At 67.4% G+C, this 16713-nt stretch carries 16 protein-coding genes; 11 read left to right on the top strand and 5 right to left on the bottom strand.

Annotated features, from left to right (window positions below; all coding sequences use genetic code 11):
• Positions 1-43: 43 nt before the first annotated feature.
• Positions 44-598 (bottom strand): NUDIX domain-containing protein, encoded by a 555-nt coding sequence (locus AC1DEM_RS07825; RefSeq protein WP_476883937.1) that lies wholly within the window; start codon positions 596-598, stop codon positions 44-46.
• Between the two features lie 462 nt (positions 599-1060).
• Here AC1DEM_RS07825 and AC1DEM_RS07820 point away from each other — a divergent pair, with 462 nt between their 5' ends.
• Complete coding sequence (locus AC1DEM_RS07820; protein ID WP_476883936.1) at positions 1061-2818, top strand: DUF222 domain-containing protein; 1758 nt, start codon at positions 1061-1063, stop codon at positions 2816-2818.
• A 188-nt stretch (positions 2819-3006) separates the two neighbouring features.
• Complete coding sequence (locus AC1DEM_RS07815) at positions 3007-3390, top strand: hypothetical protein (RefSeq protein WP_476883935.1); 384 nt, start codon at positions 3007-3009, stop codon at positions 3388-3390.
• Positions 3391-3433: 43 nt separating this feature from the next.
• Here AC1DEM_RS07815 and AC1DEM_RS07810 read toward each other — a convergent pair whose 3' ends face one another.
• On the bottom strand, positions 3434-4060 hold the full coding sequence (locus AC1DEM_RS07810; protein WP_476883934.1) for a DUF937 domain-containing protein: 627 nt from the start codon (positions 4058-4060) through the stop codon (positions 3434-3436).
• A 234-nt stretch (positions 4061-4294) separates the two neighbouring features.
• Between AC1DEM_RS07810 and AC1DEM_RS07805 the strand changes: the two genes are divergently transcribed.
• The 7 genes from AC1DEM_RS07805 to AC1DEM_RS07775 all read left to right on the top strand — a co-directional run bounded on the left by AC1DEM_RS07805 (position 4295) and on the right by AC1DEM_RS07775 (position 12611).
• Positions 4295-5278 carry a bifunctional riboflavin kinase/FAD synthetase gene (locus AC1DEM_RS07805; protein ID WP_476883933.1) on the top strand — a complete coding sequence of 328 codons (984 nt, stop codon included), beginning with the start codon at positions 4295-4297 and terminating at the stop codon, positions 5276-5278.
• A 99-nt stretch (positions 5279-5377) separates the two neighbouring features.
• Positions 5378-6232: a tryptophan 2,3-dioxygenase gene (kynA, locus tag AC1DEM_RS07800; protein ID WP_476883932.1), complete on the top strand. Its 855-nt coding sequence runs from the start codon at positions 5378-5380 to the stop codon at positions 6230-6232.
• Complete coding sequence (kynU, locus tag AC1DEM_RS07795; RefSeq protein ID WP_476883931.1) at positions 6229-7605, top strand: kynureninase; 1377 nt, start codon at positions 6229-6231, stop codon at positions 7603-7605. Before kynA ends, kynU begins: the two co-directional genes overlap by 4 nt.
• Positions 7606-7743: 138 nt before the next feature.
• Entirely contained in the window at positions 7744-8013 is a 270-nt protein-coding gene (gene rpsO / locus AC1DEM_RS07790) for a 30S ribosomal protein S15 (RefSeq protein ID WP_018774485.1), read from the top strand.
• Positions 8014-8260: 247 nt separating this feature from the next.
• Positions 8261-10510: a polyribonucleotide nucleotidyltransferase gene (locus AC1DEM_RS07785; RefSeq protein WP_476883930.1), complete on the top strand. Its 2250-nt coding sequence runs from the start codon at positions 8261-8263 to the stop codon at positions 10508-10510.
• Positions 10511-10615: 105 nt separating this feature from the next.
• Entirely contained in the window at positions 10616-11959 is a 1344-nt protein-coding gene (locus AC1DEM_RS07780) for a M16 family metallopeptidase (protein WP_476883929.1), read from the top strand.
• Between the two features lie 154 nt (positions 11960-12113).
• Positions 12114-12611, top strand: coding sequence for a DUF1579 domain-containing protein (locus AC1DEM_RS07775; RefSeq protein WP_476883928.1), 498 nt, complete (start codon positions 12114-12116; stop codon positions 12609-12611).
• Positions 12612-12615: 4 nt separating this feature from the next.
• Here the strand turns inward: AC1DEM_RS07775 and AC1DEM_RS07770 are convergent, their stop codons facing one another.
• The 3 genes from AC1DEM_RS07770 to moaA form a co-directional block, all read right to left on the bottom strand.
• Positions 12616-12894 carry a hypothetical protein gene (locus AC1DEM_RS07770; RefSeq protein WP_476883927.1) on the bottom strand — a complete coding sequence of 93 codons (279 nt, stop codon included), beginning with the start codon at positions 12892-12894 and terminating at the stop codon, positions 12616-12618.
• Between the two features lie 131 nt (positions 12895-13025).
• Positions 13026-13292: a MoaD/ThiS family protein gene (locus tag AC1DEM_RS07765; RefSeq protein ID WP_476883926.1), complete on the bottom strand. Its 267-nt coding sequence runs from the start codon at positions 13290-13292 to the stop codon at positions 13026-13028.
• Positions 13293-13299: 7 nt separating this feature from the next.
• On the bottom strand, positions 13300-14439 hold the full coding sequence (gene moaA / locus AC1DEM_RS07760; protein WP_476883925.1) for a GTP 3',8-cyclase MoaA: 1140 nt from the start codon (positions 14437-14439) through the stop codon (positions 13300-13302).
• Positions 14440-14571: 132 nt separating this feature from the next.
• Between moaA and AC1DEM_RS07755 the strand changes: the two genes are divergently transcribed.
• A complete protein-coding gene (locus tag AC1DEM_RS07755; protein ID WP_476883924.1) occupies positions 14572-15315 on the top strand; it encodes a response regulator transcription factor in 744 nt (247 codons plus the stop codon).
• Positions 15302-16696, top strand: a complete 1395-nt coding sequence (locus AC1DEM_RS07750; RefSeq protein ID WP_476883923.1) for a sensor histidine kinase — start codon at positions 15302-15304, stop codon at positions 16694-16696. The genes AC1DEM_RS07755 and AC1DEM_RS07750 overlap by 14 nt, the downstream gene beginning before the upstream one ends.
• The last annotated feature ends 17 nt before the right edge of the window (positions 16697-16713 follow it).

Below are 16713 nucleotides of genomic sequence, written 5' to 3'. Positions count from 1 at the left end.
CGGACACGCGGCTGGGTGGACCGTGCCCGTTACGCCGGGCTGGTTACGCCTGGCCGGCGTTACGCCGGGCCTCCGTGAGCCTGCTTCGCAGTCCGGGCCAGGCGGCCGCGAAGCCCGGGTGCAGTTCCTTGCTGCCGACGGCGTCAATCCCCACCCATTGCAGGTCGAGGCTTTCCGGATCACTGATGGCGGCCTCGAAGGGCTCCAGTGCTTCGGCAACCACCGTGGTGTAGGACCAGTAGCCGACGTCGAACACCGACGTGAACAGGACGCGGACGTTTTCCGGGGGGACGGCGGCTTCTTCGCGTGCTTCCCGCAGCGCCCCGTGGATGGCCTCTTCCCCTTGGTGCAGGGCGCCTCCGGGGAGGCCCCAGGTGCCACCTTGATGGCTCCACAAGGCGCGGTGTTGGAGGAGGATCCCCTTTGCGGCGTCGTGGACCAGCAGCCCGGCGGAACCAAACCGACCCCAGAAGCGTCCGCGGTCGCCCTCGACCCAGGCGTCACCGGGATCGCGTGGACCCAAATGGTGGTGCGGATTGCCCGGCAGCGGTGGTGCAAAGGATGGTTCCCCGGCTTGGGGCGCGGCTGTGCTGTCCATCCCTACAGCTTGCCACGCGCCGGTCCGTAGGAGGGCGGGCAGCGTACGCAGTGTTACGCGCGGTGGGTGGCGGCCGGCGCCGTCTACCAAATTCTTGGAGCCCCGCGGCCAAATTCCTCGACCGAACCTCGCGACCCGAAATCCTCGGTACACGGAGTCACTCCGCGACCCAACCCACGTCAAAGCCGCCGTGGCAGCCTGGGCCGGCGTCACGGCCAGGCGTCATGGCCCGGCGGAACCGGGTCCATTATTTCTGTCGTACCCCTCTGGCAGAGTTTAGCTATGGAAGCCATTGGTGAGTTCATACCGGATCAGGCCGTGTGGGCCGATCCGGTGGTTTGCTCCCGGCCGCACCGGCTGGCTGCCGTTGCCGGCGCAGTCGGTGCAGCGGGCGATGCCGTGAATGGCGCGGCGAATGTTGGATCGGTCGGCGCTGTGCCTGGCACGGCGCGTGGCCCAGGAATGGGCAATAACACAGGCACAGCGGACCTCGCTGTCGGCGACGCCGTGGACTCAGCGCTGGCCATGCTGCAATCTGCCAGCCGGACGGTATGCGCTGAAGCGGAGCGGTTTGGCCTGTTGGAGGCCGCGGACTTCGCCGGCAGCGTGGAGGACATGTCCCGCACGCTGGAGTACCTGCAGCTCGTAGCCGCCGGCGCGGTGGACCGAACCCGTAAGCAATCCGCCGGGACCTGGCCGGCCGCCGCGGGCCAGAGTCCGGACGCGGTGGCGCCCGCGGGCTGGCTCACCGGCTGGACACATGAACCAGACACCGGATCCGGTACCAGAACTGGAGACGAAACTGGAGCGGGGACTGCTGCCGGGACTGACGCCGGGACTGACGGCGGTTCCGACGCCTGGGCAGACTCCCGCAGTGGCTTGGCCGGGCCGGGTGCCCTGTCGGCCGCAGACGACGGCTGCCGGAACGCCACCGAGTTCCTGCGGGACCGGCTGCGGATCAGCGCCGCCGAAGCCCGGCGCCGGCTCACGCTGGCCGCCGAGCTGCTGCCCCGCGCAGGTGCTGGCGGCCACATCGAACCGCCGGTGCGGGAGGAGCTCGCCGCTGCCGTCGCGTCGGGTACCATCGCGTCCCGCGCCGCTACCGTCATCACGCTCGCCCTGGACCGGGTCCGGCACACCTGCCGCCCCGAGGCCGCGGCCACGATGGAACACGCCCTGATCCTGACGGCGATCGATAACGACGCCGACTTCCTGGCGCGGATGGCCCGGCGATGGACCGACGCCCTGGACCAGGACGGCGCCGAACCCTCCGAGGAACTGCTGCGCCGGATCCAGGGCGCGTTCATCCGCAAACCCCGGCACGGATTGCACCACCTGGAAATCTTCGCCACCCCCGACCAGTTCGAACACCTGATCACGGTCATGAACACCGCCACCAACCCCCGCAGCGGACCAGCCACCGGAGAGGGAACCGGTGCGCGGGCGGACACCCGAGACGGCACAGAGCAGGCTGCCAACGCCACCACGGACTCGGACGCCGGCGGGAGCGCGGCGGGGGACACAGGTATGGGAGCGCCCGAGGTCTCGGCTGCGGCCGCCATGAGCGCCGGCGTGGGCGCCGACGCGGGCGCCGCCTTCGGCGACGCCGGTGCAGCTGCCCTGCTCGACCAGCGCTCCCGGCCGCAACTGCTGCTCGACGGCCTGGTCGGCGCCTGCAAGGCCGCACTCGCCACCGGCGGGCTGCCCGCGGCCGGCGGACTCCGGCCCCAGGTCATGGCCACCATCGACTACCGCGACCTCCTCAGCCGGCTCGAGGGCACGGGACCCCGCCACGAGGGCACCGGATCGCTGACGTTCACCGGTCCCATCACCGCCTCCACCGTGCGCAAACTCGCCTGCGACGCCGACATCATCCCGGTCCTCCTCGGCGGCGAGGGGCGGGTCCTCGACATCGGCCGCGCCTCCCGGGTGTTCCCGCCGCATGTCCGCAAGGCCATCACAGCCCGGGACCAAGGCTGCGCCTTCCCGCAATGCACCATCCCCGCGCCGTGGTGCGAGGCCCACCACATCACGTACTGGTCCCGCGGCGGGACCACCGGCACGGACAACGGCACCCTGCTCTGTTCCCATCACCACCACGTGATCCACAAGGAACACTGGACCGTCCGGCTCAAATCCGGCGTCCCCTGGTTCATCCCGCCGCCACACATCGATCCCGCCCGGACGCCCCGCAGGAATATCTACTTCCGCCTCGAGTGACCCTGCGCCGCGTCCGACCGTTCCGCCTCGTCTGCCTGAGCGTCTCGACTAACGCATGCGCTGGCGTCGGGCCCTCCGCCTCGTGGCCCCTACCGGGCAGGAGCCACGGACCTGAGGCGGGCCCGGACCGAATTCCTCTGAACCAAGGGCCCGCTGTGCACGCATGGCCCAATGACTAGGCTGGAGACATGGACCATCGCCGTCTGCTGCTTCGAGTAGTGAAGTCGATTCACACCATTGCCTGGTTCACGATCGAGGCCTGCATGGCCTACGTCCTGTACACCGGAGTCAGGGGCCGCGCCGACCGGAAGACGGGCGTTGCCGCCGTCGTGGTTGCGGGCGAAACCCTGATCTTTGCCGCCAACGGATTCCACTGCCCGCTGACCGCTGTCGCCCAGGACCTCGGCGACAGAAACGGCTCCGTCACGGACATCTACCTGCCGCGATGGTTCGCAAGAAGGCTGCCCGCCATCCACGTCCCGCTTATCCTTGCCGCTGCGCTGCTGAACTGGCGGAATTGGCGCAGTCGCGCTGTCCGGGACAGCCAGCGGAGGCTACTGCTCGGGAGATAGCAGGCTGTTCCCATCATCCGCTACGAACCCAGGGGCGAATCGCCTACTTCTTCCCGAACAGGCCGCCGAGGATATCGCCAAGGCTGCCCAAGCCGCCTTGTGCGTCTTGTCCCCCCGGTCCGCCCTGACCCGCGGCGCCGCCCTGGCCGCCGACCATTCCACCGAGGATCCCGCCTAGTACGCCGCCGAGGTCCATTCCGCCGCCCTGACCGGAATCGGCCGGAGCGCCGGCTTCGGTCTGGGAACCAGCCCCTGCCTGGTTTCCGCCGAGAAATTTCTTCGCCAGATAGGACATGACGATTGGCGCCAGGATGGGCAGCAGTTTGCGGACCAGGTCGCTTCCGGCGCCGCCCAGTTGTCCAGTCCCGGCGAGTTGGCTGGCCACCTGATCCTGCTGGCCGCCAAAGACGTGATTGACGATCTTCTCGCCGTCGGCCGTGTCCACCTGACCGACGTCGACGCCCCCGTCGATCAGTCCATCCTGGTGCTGGCCCAGGGCCGACTCGAGTGACGCAGCACCGTCAGGGGCCTGCGCATTATTATGCATACCGGCGAGGAGCGTGGGCACGGCGGCCTCTACTGCGGCGCGGGCTGTGGGTTCGTCAGTGCCCAGCATGCCGGCAATCTGGTCCATCGGGATCTGGCCGATGATGTCTTGGGGCTCTGTCATGGTCGTACTCCTTCAGCCCTGCGCAGCCGCGGGCATAGCGGGAAACGGCGTCTGCATGGACGCCGCCGAACTAGTGCCATTGAATCGTAGTCCTGCGGATCAGGCCGTGGAAGGCTCGCTCCGGGACCCGAGAACCGTCCGGGGGCGGGCCGGAATGCGGGTAATCTTAGAGAGTTCCGGGGCCGGCACGGTCGCTCCGGGGGAGTTCATGGCAGGCAGCAAAAGGCGAGGTTGATGGTCCACATTTGGAACGATCTGTCCGAAGTCCCGGCGGACTTTGGTCCTTCGGTTGTCACTTTCGGCAATTTCGACGGCGTGCACCGCGGCCACCAGCAGGTGCTGTCGCAACTGATCCGCACGGCCCGATTGAACCACGCCCGCGCCGTCGCGATCACCTTCGATCCGCACCCCGCGCAAGTGCACCGTCCCGAGTCGGCCCCCGAGCTGATCATGGGCCTGGAGGACAAGCTCGTGGCCTTGGGCGAGCTCGGCCTCGATGCCGTGCTGGTGATGAAGTACTCGATGGAACTCGCCAGCCTGACCCCTGAAGAGTTTGTCGCCACGGTTCTGGTGGACGGCCTGAAAGCGAGCCATGTGGTGATCGGCCACGACGCCCGGTTCGGCCGCGGCAATTCCGGGGACCTCTCCACCATGCAGGAACTGGGGCGGAAGCTCGGTTTCGAGGTGCTGGTCATCAGCGAGTTCGGCTCTGAAGGCTTCCCCATCCACGACGACGACGGAATGGACCGCCGCTGCTCGTCCACCTGGGTGCGCGAGGCCCTGCGCGCTGGCGACGTCGCCACCGCCGCTGCGGTGCTCGGCCGGCCGCACCGGATGCGCGGCGAAGTGGTGCACGGCGCCGCACGCGGCCGCGACCTCGGCTTCCCCACTGCAAACCTCGCCTCTACCGCCAGCGGCTACATTCCCGCGGACGGGATCTATGCCGGCTGGCTTGTGGACCAGGAGGGCACCCGCTGGCCCGCCGCCATCTCCGTTGGATCCAACCCCACGTTCGACGGCGTGAGCCGTCAGGTCGAGGCCCATGTGATCGACCGCCCGGAAGAGTCCGCCGACGACTTCGATCTGTACGACCAGACAGTTGTGGTCGAATTTGTCTCCAGGCTCCGCGGCATGGTGGCGTACCGTGGGGCGGAGGCTTTGGTGGACCAGATGCGCCTGGACGTCGTCCAGGCCCACGACATCCTGTTCGCCCGCTGAGAACCCGGCCGGACCGGCGTCGGCCCCCGCGCTGACGGCGTTCTGACTCACTGAACCCGCGCGCTGATTTGCAGCCATGCGGCAAGGAAGGCAAGAGACGTGACCATCGAGAAAAACACGAGGGAACTGGACCAGGACATTGTCCGGGATTTCAGTGCGCGGATGAGCTACGCGTCGTACCTGCAGTTGCCCACGCTGCTCAGCGCCCAGCAGCCGGTCAGCGCTCCGGAACACCACGACGAGATGCTGTTCATCATCCAGCACCAGACCACGGAGCTGTGGTTGAAGCTGGTACTGCATGAACTCCGCAGCGCCGCCGCGTGGCTGCGCTCGGACGATCTGGGGTCCGCCCTGAAGGCGATCGCCCGGGTCAAGCACATCCAGAAGACGCTCACCGAGCAGTGGTCCGTGCTGGCCACCCTGACGCCTACCGAGTACTCCCAGTTCCGCGGCTTCCTGGGCAACTCGTCCGGATTCCAGTCCAGCCAGTACCGTGCGGTCGAGTTCATCCTCGGCAACAAGAACGCCAAGATGCTTCCGGTCTTCGAATCGGACCCCGAGGCCCATGAGATGCTGCGCGAACTGCTCAACGCTCCCAGCATCTATGACGATTTCCTCGCCTATCTCAAGCGCCAGGGCTTTGATGTCCCGGCCTCCCTGCTGGAGCGCGACGTCACCAAGGCGCACGAGTTCTGCCCGGGACTGGTTCCGGTGTTCAAGTACATCTACGAGAACGCCGCCGACAACTGGGGCGCGTATGAAGCATGCGAGGAACTCGTGGACCTCGAGGACAATTTCCAGCTGTGGCGTTTCCGCCACCTTCGCACCGTCCAGCGCACCATCGGGATGAAATCCGGCACTGGCGGATCCAGCGGTGCCGCGTTCCTGCAGAAGGCCCTCGAACTGACCTTCTTCCCCGAGCTCTTCGCCGTGCGGACGGAGATCGGCCAGTGAACATCCCCGCCGCCAACGACGCAACGGACACCCTGCGGCAGCGCGCCCGGGATCTCGACGCCGCCGATCCGCTGGCCGGCTACCGTGACCACTTCGTCGGCACGGACACGGACCTGTCCTACCTGGACGGCAACTCCCTGGGCCGGCCCCTCAAGCGGACCGTCACCGACATCAGCAGCTTTATCCAGGACAGCTGGGGCGGCCGCCTGATCCGGGGCTGGGATGAGGAATGGCTCGAACTGCCCCAGGCCATCGGCGACCAGCTCGGCCGCTCGGTGCTCGGCGCGGCGCCGGGACAGACCATCATTGCCGATTCCACCACCGTGGTGCTCTACAAGCTCATCCGCGCCGCCCTGGCAGCCGTGACGGATCCGGCACGGACGGAAATCGTCCTGGACACGGACAATTTCCCCACCGACCGCTACCTGGTGGAGGGCATCGCCCGCGAAGAAGGCCTGACCCTGCGTTGGATCGACGCCGATCCCGCCTCCGGTGTCACCGTCGAGCAGGTGCGGGCCGCCACGGGCCCGGCCACCGCCGTCGTGGTCCTGAGTCAGATCGCCTACCGCTCCGGCTTCCTCGCGGACCTGCCGGCCATCACCGCGGCAGTCCACGACGCCGGTGCCCTGGTGGTGTGGGACCTGTGCCACTCGGCCGGGTCGGTGGAGATCGCCTTGGACGACGCCGACGTCGACTTCGCGGCCGGCTGCACGTACAAGTACCTGAACGGGGGACCGGGCTCGCCCGCGTTCGCCTACGTCAACAAGAGGCACCTGGCCGAACTGCAGCAGCCGATCTGGGGCTGGATGGGACGCAAGGACGCGTTCGAAATGGGTCCCGGCTACGAGGCCGCTCCCGGCATCCGGGGCTTCCTCAGCGGCACCCCGGCCATCTTCGGGATGCTTGCCATGCGCGGCACCCTGGACCTGATCGAGGAAGCCGGGATGGCCGCCCTCCGGGAGAAGTCACAGCAGCTCACGGCCTTTGCCCTCGAACTCTTCGACGCCTGGCTCGCACCGGCCGGGGTGCAGCTGTCCACCCCGCGTGACCCGGCCCTGCGCGGCAGCCACGTGACGGTGGACCACCCTGCGTTCCGTGCAATGACGGCCACCTTGTGGGATCAGGACGTGATTCCCGATTTCCGCGCCCCGCAGGGCATCAGGATCGGGCTGTCGCCGCTGAGCACCTCCTTTGCGGAGGTGTACCGGGGCGTCGCCGCCATCCGCGAGCTGCTTTCGGGCCGGGAAAGCGGAACACCGGGTCCGCCGCAGATAGACGGTGCAGTAGACGGCGAGGCAGGCGGCGCGGCAACCCGCGCGGCAACCGACGCGGCCGGCGGTTTCGACAAGACCGCGGACGTGCCACTAAACTGAACGTTGGATCCGGCTGCAGTCCGTGGCGGCTGGCTCCTGTTGTGTACGGGAAACCAGGCTTCGGCGAGGGATCCCGGGGCAACACCCCCGGCAGTGCATTACTGATTCGGGCCTCACGGCACATCTCTAGGAGTTATTGTGGCACTTGAAGCCGCTGTAAAGCAGTCCATCATCAAGGATTTCGCAACGTCCGAGGGCGACACCGGTTCGCCGGAGGTCCAGGTTGCAGTCCTGACTCAGCGGATCAAGGATCTCACTGAGCACATGAAGGAGCACAAGCACGATTACCACACCCAGCGCGGTCTGCTGGCCATGGTTGGTCGTCGCAAGCGCATGCTCACCTACCTCAAGAACACTGACATCACCCGCTACCGTAAGCTCATCGAGCGCCTCGGCCTGCGTCGCTAGTCAGCTTTAAGGGGCGGCCCCTTCCGGACCGGAAAGGGCCGCCCTCTTCAGGAAAAAACTAAACAGGAGGATCAACCGCATCACGCATTCGCGGTCCTCGGTAGTGATCCCCGGGAACGGCCTCAAGGAATGAGGCCCGGCCCGTGGGTCTCGATCGATGACCGGGTGCAGTGCAGGCCAGTAGACAGATGCTGGACTGGGTTGATGCGGCTGGGCTCCGTGAACCATGAAACGGAGGTGACTCTCTATGGAGGGTCCCGAAATCCAGTTCTCAGAAGCAGTCATTGACAATGGCCGCTTCGGCAAGCGTGTAATCCGCTTTGAAACCGGCCGCCTCGCCAAGCAGGCAGCCGGCGCAGCGATGGTCTACATCGACGAAGAGACCGCGCTGCTGTCCGCAACCACCGCCGGCAAGCACCCGCGTGAAGGTTTCGACTTCTTCCCGCTGACCGTCGACGTCGAAGAGCGTATGTACGCCGCCGGCCGCATCCCGGGCTCGTTCTTCCGCCGCGAAGGCCGTCCCTCCACGGAAGCCATCCTGGCCTGCCGCCTCATGGACCGCCCGCTGCGCCCCGCGTTCGTCAAGGGCCTGCGCAACGAGGTCCAGATCGTCGTTACCGTGCTGTCCATCAACCCGGACGAGCTCTACGACGTCGTCGCGATCAACGCGTCCTCGATGTCCACCCAGCTTTCCGGCCTGCCCTTCTCCGGCCCGATCGGCGGCGTCCGCGTTGCCCTCGTCGCTGACGAGAACGGCTCGCAGTGGGTTGCGTTCCCGAAGCACTCCCAGCTGGAGAACGCTGTCTTCAACATGGTCGTCGCCGGCCGCATCGCCGGTGACGACGTCGCCATCATGATGGTTGAAGCCGAAGCCACCGACAACTCCTGGAACCTCATCAAGGAACAGGGCGCCACCGCCCCGACCGAAGAGGTTGTCTCCGAAGGCCTCGAGGCTGCCAAGCCGTTCATCAAGGCCCTTTGCGAAGCTCAGTCCGACCTGGCAGCCCGCGCCGCCAAGCCGACCGTCGAGTTCCCTGTCTTCCTGGACTACCAGGACGACGTCTACGCCGCTGTGGAGTCCGCTGCCGCCGAGAAGCTGGCTGCTGTCTTCCAGATCGCCGACAAGCAGGAACGCGACACCGCATCGGACGAGCTCAAGGAAGAGGTCACCTCTTCCCTGGCCGGCCAGTTCGAAGGCCGCGAGAAGGAGCTGTCCGCAGCGTTCCGCTCCGTCACCAAGCAGGTTGTGCGCCAGCGCATCCTCAAGGACCAGATCCGCATCGACGGCCGTGGCTTGACGGACATCCGCCAGCTCACCGCCGAGGTTGAGGTTCTGCCCCGCGTCCATGGCTCGGCCATCTTCGAACGCGGCGAGACCCAGATCATGGGTGTCACCACGCTGAACATGCTCAAGATGGAACAGCAGATCGACTCGCTGTCTCCCGTGACGCGCAAGCGCTACATGCACAACTACAACTTCCCGCCGTACTCCACCGGCGAGACCGGCCGCGTCGGTTCCCCGAAGCGCCGCGAAATCGGCCACGGTGCCCTCGCAGAGCGCGCCATCATGCCGGTGCTGCCGTCACGCGAGGAATTCCCCTACGCCATCCGCCAGGTGTCTGAGGCCCTCAGCTCCAACGGTTCGACGTCGATGGGTTCCGTCTGCGCCTCCACGCTGTCCCTGCTCAACGCTGGCGTGCCGTTGAAGGCTGCCGTTGCCGGTATCGCCATGGGCCTGGTCTCTGACCAGGTCGACGGCCAGACCCGCTACGCCGCCCTGACCGATATCCTCGGCGCCGAAGATGCCTTCGGCGACATGGACTTCAAGGTTGCCGGTACCGCCGAGTTCGTCACGGCCATCCAGCTGGACACGAAGCTCGACGGCATTCCGGCCTCGGTCCTGGCCGCCGCCCTGAAGCAGGCCCGCGAAGCGCGCCTGCACATCCTGGACGTCCTGAACTCCGCGATCGACACCCCGGACGAGCTCTCCGAGTTCGCGCCGCGCGTCATCGCGGTCAAGATCCCGGTAGACAAGATCGGCGAGGTCATCGGCCCGAAGGGCAAGATGATCAACCAGATCCAGGAAGACACCGGAGCCGACATCTCGATCGAGGACGACGGAACTGTCTACATCGGCGCCACCAACGGCCCGTCTGCCGACGCAGCACGGTCCGCGATCAACGCCATCGCCAACCCGCAGATCCCGGAAATCGGTGAGCGCTACCTGGGCACGGTCGTCAAGACCACCACCTTCGGCGCCTTCGTTTCCCTGACCCCGGGCAAGGACGGCCTCCTGCACATCTCCGAGCTGCGCAAGATCGCCGGCGGCAAGCGCGTTGACAACGTCGAGGACGTCGTCGCCGTGGGCCAGAAGATCCAGGTGGAAATCACCAAGATCGATGACCGCGGAAAGCTTTCCCTGTCGCCCGTTGTGGCTGACGAGGCAGGCTCCGAGAACGTAGACAACGCTGAGGTCTCCGCGGACGCCGCAGAGTAGTCTCTCCTGAGTGAAACAGCGGGGCCGGTGGATCATCCACCGGCCCCGCTGCTGTTAAAGGTAGGATTGCAGGCAGATTTGGCACGTGTTCAATGAAAGGCCTCGATGACTGTCGTCCCCCTGCCGCTAGAGCAGAACCAGCACGCTGACACCCTGATCCACGGAGCCGACGGCGGCTCGGAAGTGCGTCGCTCGGTCCTGCCCGGCGGTGTCCGCGTGCTGACCGAAGCGATGCCCGGCCAGCGCTCCGCAACGATCGGTTTCTGGGTCGGGGTCGGCTCCCGCGACGAAGCCCCCGGCCAGCACGGCTCCACGCACTTTTTGGAGCATCTGCTCTTCAAGGGCACCAAGCGCCGCACCGCACTGGAGATCGCCTCGGCCTTCGACGAGGTCGGCGGGGAATCGAACGCAGCCACCGCGAAGGAGAGCACCTGCTACTTCGCCCGCGTGCTGGACTCGGACCTTCCCATGGCGATCGACGTCATCGCGGACATGATCACCGGCGCCGTCCTGGACCCTCAGGAGATGGAGCAGGAGCGGGACGTCATCCTCGAGGAAATCGCCATGGACAGCGACGACCCCACTGACGTCGCGCACGAGAACTTCGTTGCCGCCGTGCTGGGAACGCACCCGCTGGGCCGCCCCATCGGCGGTACCCCCGCAGCGATCCGGGCCGTGGCGCGCGACTCGGTGTGGGACCACTACCGCCGCTACTACCGTCCCGACGAGCTCGTGATCACCGCGGCCGGCGGGCTCGACCACGACGTCGTCTGCCGGCTCGTGGTGGATGCCCTGCACTCCGCGGGCTGGAACCTTGAGGCCGCTGCCGCCCCCGTGCAGCGCCGCTCCACTGAACGTGCGGCCATCACCGGCACGGCCGGCCTGCATGTGGTCAAGCGGCCGGTGGAACAGGCCAACATCATCATGGGTTGCCCCTCGCTGGTCGCCACGGACGACCGCCGGTTTGTCATGAGCGTGCTCAACGCAGTCCTCGGCGGCGGCATGTCCTCCCGGCTCTTCCAGGAAGTCAGGGAAAAGCGCGGCCTCGTGTACTCGACCTACTCCTTCGCCTCCTCCTACGCCGACGCCGGCTATTTCGGCATGTACGCCGGCTGCACACCGTCGAAGGTCCGGCAGGTCATCGACCTGCTCGGCGCCGAACTGGACAAGCTGGCAGCAGACGGCATCTCAGACGAGGAGCTCCGCAAGGCAGTGGGCCAGCTGTGCGGCGGAATCGTGCTGGCGCTTGAGGACACCGGTTCCCGGATGTCCCGGCTGGGCCGGGCGGAACTGGTCTCCGGCGAGTACCAGGACATCGATGAAACCCTCCGCCAGATCAAGGCCGTCACAGCGTCGGAGGTCCAGGAGCTCGCCCGTGAGCTCGCGGCAGCCCCGCGGACCGTCACGGTGGTGGGCCCGTTCGAGGAAACCGAGACGTTTGGGCTGTAGGTAGTTCGCCGGGGCAATTTCTGCACTGGCCAATTTCTTAGCAGGGGCCGTGCTCACGCCGGGCTGGGCACGGCCGGCTGGCGTGCGGCCGGTATTTACACCACAGTAGGCGCGGCGTCATGATGGTGGCGGGGCCACTCGGGAGGAACTCCACATGGGAGAAACTGTGCACCGGCCACTGCCAGGGAATGCATGCGAGGCGCTTGAGGCCTTCCTGGGCCATTGGACGGGGACCACGCATTGGGAGTCAACCGCGTGGGGTCCGGCGCGCAGCGCGGATACCGAGGTCATCTTTTCCCCGGCGGCTGCAGGGCGTGCCGTCACCCAGAGCTACCGGCATACGGATGCGGACGGGACCCGCTCCGAAGGCCATGGTGTTTTCACGACGGACCCCGACCACCCGGAGACCCTCTGGTACCACGTCAACAGCCTGGGACTGCCGCCCGAGGCACCGGCGCGCGCCAGCATGGAAGGGGACACCTTGACCGTGGAGCGGCGCAGCGACCGCGGCACCGCACGGCACACCTTCCGGGTGGACGACGGCGAACTGACGCACACCGCCGGTCTCCGCCTGGGCACGGCGAGTGACTTCACCACCCTCATGACCACCGTGTGCCGGCGGGTCGCCGAGGGCGCTGCCGTACCGGCGTGAGGTTTTAGGGGGCGGCCTGAAGGATCCGGGTCTTCGGAGTTCCCTCAAGGGTGGGGGCGGCCTCGGCGGAGTTCCAGAGCTTCGCCTGAAGATTGGCTAACAAGGCCTCCGCCTGCTCACGCTGCTCGAAATCCAACTCAACAACCACAGAGTGGGGGTCGTCCACGGGTTGGTTGATGCGGTACGCGGTGAGGCCCGACGCCGCGCGGTTCGCCGGATCACGGTCGAACGCCTTCCACGTGGCGAAATCCTTGATCCTATGTTCGATCTGCAAGGTGAACATGCTGCCCTCCTCAGTGGTGTTCGTTGCCCGCTGCGGCGGATACTCCACACTCTAGGACCGGCCAGGTAACTGCGATACGCCAGAACTTCTGGACCCGACACACCGGCTTCACGCCGCCGGCCATGCTGCGGCTAACCGCCGGCGAACGGCGGCAGGACGTCCACGACGTCGGCCGGCTTGAGCGCCGCGGCGTGGTCACGCACGGCAACTTCGTTGAGCAGGAAGCTGGAGCGGGACAGGATGCGGGCCAGCGGCGGCGTCCCGGCCGGCGGTTCGGGGCGCTCGACGGCGAGGACCGCCTCGAGCAGGGAGGCGAGGGTGTCGCCGTCGGCGAGCTCGTAATGTTCCTCATCCACGCCGGCGGCAGCGCGCGCTGCAGCGAAGTAGCGTACGTTCACGAAAAAATCAGCCTCCGATGGCGCTCATGCTGCGGTCCGGCTGGACGAAGTCGGGGGCGTCGAGCCCCACATGGTCCATGCCGTGGGCCTTGGGCTTGATCCACATCGCATCCTGCCAGCGTTCGGCGAGCTGTTCATCGCTGGCGCCCTCGCGCAGCAGCCCCAAAAGGTCCACTTCCTCGCGCGAGAACAGGCAGCTCATGATCTTGCCCTCGGCCGTGATGCGCGTCCGGCGGCAGTCTGAGCAGAACGGCTCCGTGACGGAGGCGATGATGCCCACCGTGCCGAGCACGGGGCCGGTGGCCCGGTCGGTGCCGGGAACCCGGGCACGGACCTCGAACCGTTCGGCAGGGGCGCCGTCGCGGTCCCGCGGGTCGGAACTGAGCACGTAATCGGTGGAGAGCAGTTCGCGGATCTCCGCGGCGGTGACCATGTTCCGTCGGGTCCAGCCGTGGTCAGCGTCCAGCGGCATCTGCTCGATGAAGCGCAGTTCATAGCCGCGGCCCAGTGCCCAGGCCAGCAGGGCCGGCGATTCGGTGTCGTTGATCCCGCGCATGAGAACGGCGTTGAGCTTGACGGGGCCCAGGCCTGCAGCCCAGGCGGCGTCGACGCCGGCGAGGACCTTGTTCAGGAAGGGGCGGCGGGTCAGCTGGGTGAAGGTCTCCTCGTGCAGGGAATCCAGCGAGACGTTGATCCTGGTGAGTCCAGCGGCCTTGAGTCGGGCGGCCTTCTTGTCCAGGCCCACGCCGTTGGTGGTCATCGAGATCGGCAGCCCGGGGTGGGCCTGGCGGAGCGCGGCGATGATCTCCAGCAGGTCCGCGCGCACCAGCGGCTCGCCGCCGGTCAGCCGCAATTCACGCACACCGAGCGTGTCGACGCCGATCCGCACGATCCGGACGATTTCCTCCGCGGACATCACCGCCTGCTTGGACAACCACTCCAGGCCCTCGGCGGGCATGCAATAGGTGCAGCGCAGGTTGCACTTGTCCGTCAGCGAGAGCCGCATGTCCGTGGCACGCCGGCCGTAGCGGTCCACGAGCCCGGCAGGCACGCCGTCCGGGCGCCCGGACAGTGCGGGCGCAGGAGGCATCCCCGTTCGGGGACTGCCTGCCACGCGGGGCTGGGGCATCCCCAGTTGAACTGTCATAGAGTCAGGCTACGCCACCTCGCGGCCCACGTCACAGCCGCATGCCGGCACGGATATTACGTGTTCGGGAAGGATGTCCCGCCGGGATCCGGAGCCCTGCCCGCGGCGCGGCCGCGAACCTATGCTGGAAGCGTGAACAACACCCAGCCGGCCGCGGACGCAACGGAACACCGGCGCATCCTCCTTGTCGAAGACGAGCCGACCATTGCCGGTGTGGTCCGCGACTACCTCGTCCAGGCGGGATTCCAGGTGGTCCTCGCCGCCGATGGCTTCACCGCCCTGCGCCTCGCGGACGAACGCCGCCCGGACCTGGTGCTGCTGGACCGGATGCTGCCGGGCCTGGACGGCGTGGAAGTCTGCCGCCGGCTCCGTGCCGCACACAGTGTCCCGGTCATCATGCTCACAGCCCTCGGGACGGAGGACGACCGCATCCTTGGCCTGGAAGCCGGCGCGGACGACTACGTCACCAAACCCTTCTCGCCGCGTGAGCTGGTACTGCGGGTCCGGTCGGTCCTGCGCCGGAGCGTTCCTGAATTCAGCCCGGAGCCCTCCGTCGAAGTGGGCGGATTCGACCTCAGCCCGGCCGCGCGCACCGTCTCCCGCCATGGCAGGCCCTTGGCACTGACTGCCCGGGAATTTGACCTGCTGGCCTTCATGCTCCGCCGCCCCCGGCAGGTCTTTAGCCGCGAGGAACTCATGAAGGCCGTCTGGGGCTGGGACTACGGGGATCTGTCTACGGTGACGGTGCACGTGCGCAGGCTGCGGGAGAAGATCGAGGACGACCCCACCCGCCCCTCCGTGCTGAAAACGGTTTGGGGCGTGGGCTACCGGCTGGACCCCAGCGACGAGGAAGAGTCCGCCGGTGCAGACCTCTGAGCTCCTGACCATCATCGGCTGGGCCCTGGCGTGGGGAGCCGTGATTGGGGCTGCGTCGCTGCTCATCCTGAAATCGCTGCGCAGGGCATCGTTCGCGGTCCAGATCTGCGTAGTGGTGCTCTCCGCCGTGGCGGTCCTGACGGCCGGAATGGTCAGCGCCTTCAACGCCATGTTCATCTCGGCACGGGATCTCGAGGTCATGTGGTACGTCCTGGCCGTGGCCTCGGCGGTGGCTGTTTCGATCGCCCTCGTGCTCGGATCAAGGGTTTCTCGGAACGCGAAGGCGCTGGCCGACGCCGCCCGGAGCATCGGCCGCGGCGAGAGTCCTGGGATCCAGTCCCCGGTGATGAGCCACGAACTTGCCACCCTCGCCGCCGAGCTCGAATCCAGCAGCCGCATGCTGGAGGCATCCCGGCAGCGTGAGGCCGCCGTCGAGAACGCCCGCCGCGAACTTGTCAGCTGGATCTCGCACGATCTCCGGACGCCGCTGGCCAGCATGCGGGCCATGACCGAAGCCCTGGAGGACGGCATGGCGGCGGACGTCCCCGGCTATTACCGCAAGATCATCGCCCAGACGGACCTCATGGCCGGCATGGTCAACGACCTCCTGGAGCTGTCGAAGATCCACGCCGGAACCATGCGGCTCAAGGCCGAACCGCTGGACCTGTACGACCTCGCCAGCGACGCCATTGCCGATCTCGCCGCGCTGGCGCAGCAGCACGGCGTCACGCTCGACGGCGGCGGACGGCGGGAAAGCCTGGCTCTCGCCGACGGCCCTTCGATGGGACGCGCCATCCGGAACGTTGTGCTCAACGCGATCGTCCATAGCGCGCCCGGTTCCCGCGTCACGGTGGAAGTCGGCAGGGAAGGGGACAGGGCCGTCGTCGCGGTCACCGACGGCTGCGGCGGGATCCCAGAGGCAGATCTCCCACACGTGTTCGAGACCGGCTGGCAAAAGGACCCGGCCCGGAGACGGCCCGGCCGTTGGGCCGCCGGGGACGGCGGGGACGGCGGGACCGGGGTGGACGGCGGCGGCCCGGACGACGGCAACCTGGTGCCCGGGATGGCTGAGACGGCAGGCGCCATGCGCTACAGCGGCGCCGGGCTTGGCCTGAGCATTGTCGCCGGAATAGTCAGCGCCCATCAGGGCACCGTCACCGTGGAAAACGTCGACGGCGGATGCCGGTTCTCGCTACTGCTTCCTGGCCAGGGACCTGGCGGTGAGGCATCACCTGCGGACGCGCTAGGCGCCGAGGTGGCGGCTGCAGAGCGAGCAACTGCAGCAGGATCGGCTGCAGAGCGAGCAACCGCGGAGCGAGCGCAGGACCGGATTGCGCGCGATGCCGCGGACGAACAACTCCGGGCGGGACGGGCACAGTGAGCAGCGGCGTTGGCTTT

Source organism: Arthrobacter sp. 05T420 (assembly GCF_056396305.1).
This window is presented reverse-complemented; position numbering and strand designations above follow the sequence as displayed.